This window comes from Kitasatospora sp. NPDC093558 (assembly GCF_040683475.1).
Taxonomy (GTDB): domain Bacteria; phylum Actinomycetota; class Actinomycetes; order Streptomycetales; family Streptomycetaceae; genus Kitasatospora.
In genome coordinates, this window is sequence record NZ_JBFBDY010000740.1 from 1 (window position 1) to 2,786 (window position 2,786).

At 75.3% G+C, this 2,786-nt stretch carries 1 protein-coding gene; it reads left to right on the forward strand.

The annotated features are described in order from the left end of the window. A partial coding sequence (locus tag AB0O00_RS34560; protein ID WP_363658602.1) for an Rne/Rng family ribonuclease occupies nucleotides 1–2,786 on the forward strand: 2,786 nt, incomplete at both ends.

Genomic DNA, 2,786 nt, shown 5'->3' on the forward strand with positions numbered 1-2,786 from the left:
GCCGGGGCGCCCGCCGCCGAGGCCCCCGGCGAGGTGGAGGCCAGGGTGGCCGCCGAGCCGGCCGAGCGGCCCGCCGCCGTTGAGGCGCCCGCCGCGCCGGCCCGCCGTGCCCGCCGCCGTCGCGTGGCCGAGGCCGCGCCGGTCGTCGAGGCCCCGGTCGAGGAGCCGGTGGCCGAGGAGGAGCCCGTCGAGGAGGAGGCCGAGGCCGTCGCGCCCGCGCCGGTCGCCGAGCCCGCCCCGGCCGTCGAGGCCGAGCCCCCGCACCGGGTGCGCCGCCGCGCCGTGCGCCCGTCCACCGCGATCTTCCAGGCCCCGGTGTTCCAGGAGCCCGCGCCGTACGTCGCCCCGGCCGCGCAGCAGCAGCCCGCCGCCGAGACCCCGGCCGCCGTCGTGGAGGCCCCGGTGGCCGCCGAGCCCCAGGACGAGGACGAGTACGAGTACAGCGGCGTCGGCCGCCGTCGCCGGGTGCGCGCCCGGGTCGAGCCGGGCCGCTCGAAGGGCGCCGCCAGGGCCGCTCAGAAGGCTGCCCCGAAGGCCGCTCCGAAGGTCGCTCCGGTGGTCGTCGAGGCGCCCGCCGAGGCGCCCGCCGCCGTGGTCGAGGCCCCCGCCGCCGGTCCGGAGACCGAGGGCGAGTGGGAGGACGACGGCCGTCCGTCGCGCCGTCGCCGCCGGGGTGGCCGCCGCCGCCGTCGTGGCGAGGCCGAGGAGTTCGAGGCCGAGACCCACGAGGTCGAGCAGCCCGCGGAGGAGCCGGCCGCCGTCGCCGACGAGGAGGACGAGGAGGACGACGACCTGGCCGCCGGCCTGTCCTCGTCGCGCCGTCGCCGCCGCCGTCGCCGCCGCAGCGGTGAGGCCGGTGCGGTCGAGGCCGCCGAGACCACCGAGGACGGCGTCCGCACGGTCGTGAAGGTGCGCGAGCCGCGCCGCCGCTCCACCGAGCCGTCGTTCGACCCCGACGAGGTCCAGTCCATCAAGGGCTCGACCCGCCTGGAGGCCAAGAAGCAGCGCCGCCGCGAGGGCCGCGAGCTGGGCCGGCGCCGGGTGCCGATCATCACCGAGGCCGAGTTCCTGGCCCGCCGCGAGTCGGTCGAGCGCGTCATGGTGGTGCGCCAGAACGGCCAGCGCACCCAGATCGGCGTCCTCGAGGACGGCGTGCTCGTCGAGCACTACGTCAACAAGGAGCAGGCCACCTCGTACGTCGGCAACGTCTACCTGGGCAAGGTCCAGAACGTGCTGCCGTCGATGGAGGCCGCCTTCGTCGACATCGGCAAGGGCCGCAACGCCGTGCTGTACGCCGGCGAGGTCAACTTCGGCGCGCTCGGCGGCCACGGCGGCCCGCGCCGGATCGAGTCGGTGCTCAAGTCCGGCCAGTCCGTGCTCGTGCAGGTCTCCAAGGACCCGATCGGCCACAAGGGCGCCCGCCTGACCAGCCAGATCTCGCTGCCCGGCCGCTACCTGGTCTACGTGCCCGAGGGCTCGATGACCGGCATCTCGCGCAAGCTGCCCGAGAACGAGCGCGCCCGCCTGAAGCAGATCCTCAAGAAGATCGTCCCGGACGACGCGGGCGTCATCGTCCGCACCGCCGCCGAGGGCGCCTCCGAGGAGGAGCTGACCCGCGACGTCCAGCGCCTCCAGCAGCAGTGGGAGGACATCCAGAAGAAGGCCGCGACCGGCAACGCCCCCGCGCTGCTGTACGGCGAGCCGGACATGACCGTCCGGGTCGTGCGCGACATCTTCAACGAGGACTTCACCAAGGTCATCGTCTCCGGCGACGAGGCGTGGCAGACCATCCACGAGTACGTCTCCAACGTGGCCCCGGACCTCGCCGAGCGGCTCCAGCGCTGGACCTCCGAGGTGGACGTGTTCGCCACCTACCGGATCGACGAGCAGCTGATGAAGGCGCTGGACCGCAAGGTCTGGCTGCCCAGCGGCGGTTCGCTGGTGATCGACCGCACCGAGGCGATGGTCGTCATCGACGTCAACACCGGGAAGTTCGTCGGCCAGGGCGGCAACCTGGAGGAGACGGTCACCCGGAACAACATCGAGGCGGCCGAGGAGATCGTGCGCCAGCTGCGGCTGCGCGACCTCGGCGGCATCATCGTGATCGACTTCATCGACATGGTGCTGGAGTCCAACCGGGACCTGGTGCTGCGCCGCCTGCTGGAGTGCCTGGGCCGGGACCGGACCAAGCACCAGGTGGCCGAGGTCACCTCGCTGGGCCTGGTCCAGATGACCCGCAAGCGGGTCGGCCAGGGCCTGCTGGAGTCCTTCTCCGAGGCCTGCGTGCACTGCAACGGGCGCGGCGTGATCGTGCACATGGAGCAGCCGAGCGCCCACGTCCACGCCCCGTCGGCCGCGGCCGTTGAGGCGGGTCAGGGCGGCGGCAAGCGCCGTCGCCGGGGCAAGGGCGGGGCGGGCCACGAGGAGCCGCAGGCCGTCGAGGCCGTGCCGGTGACGGAGGAGACGCTCGTCGAGCTCGTCGAGGCCCCGGCCGAGCCGGTGCGCGAGGAGATCGAGGGCCAGCTGGCCCTGGAGGTCCCGGGCGTCGAGGCGCCGCAGGCCGAGGCCGCCGTCGAGGTCGTCGAGGTCGTCGAGGCTCCCGTCGCCGAGCCGGCCCCGGTGGCCGCTCCGGCGGGCCGCACCCGCCGCCGCGCGGTGCGCAAGGCGACGGCCCCGGCCGGTTCGCCGCAGGGCGCCGAGATCGTGGTGCTGCAGGCCAAGGCCGTCGCGGCGCTGGAGGCGGCCCTGGAGGCCGCCGCCGTGGCCGCCGCGGCTCCGGCCGAGCC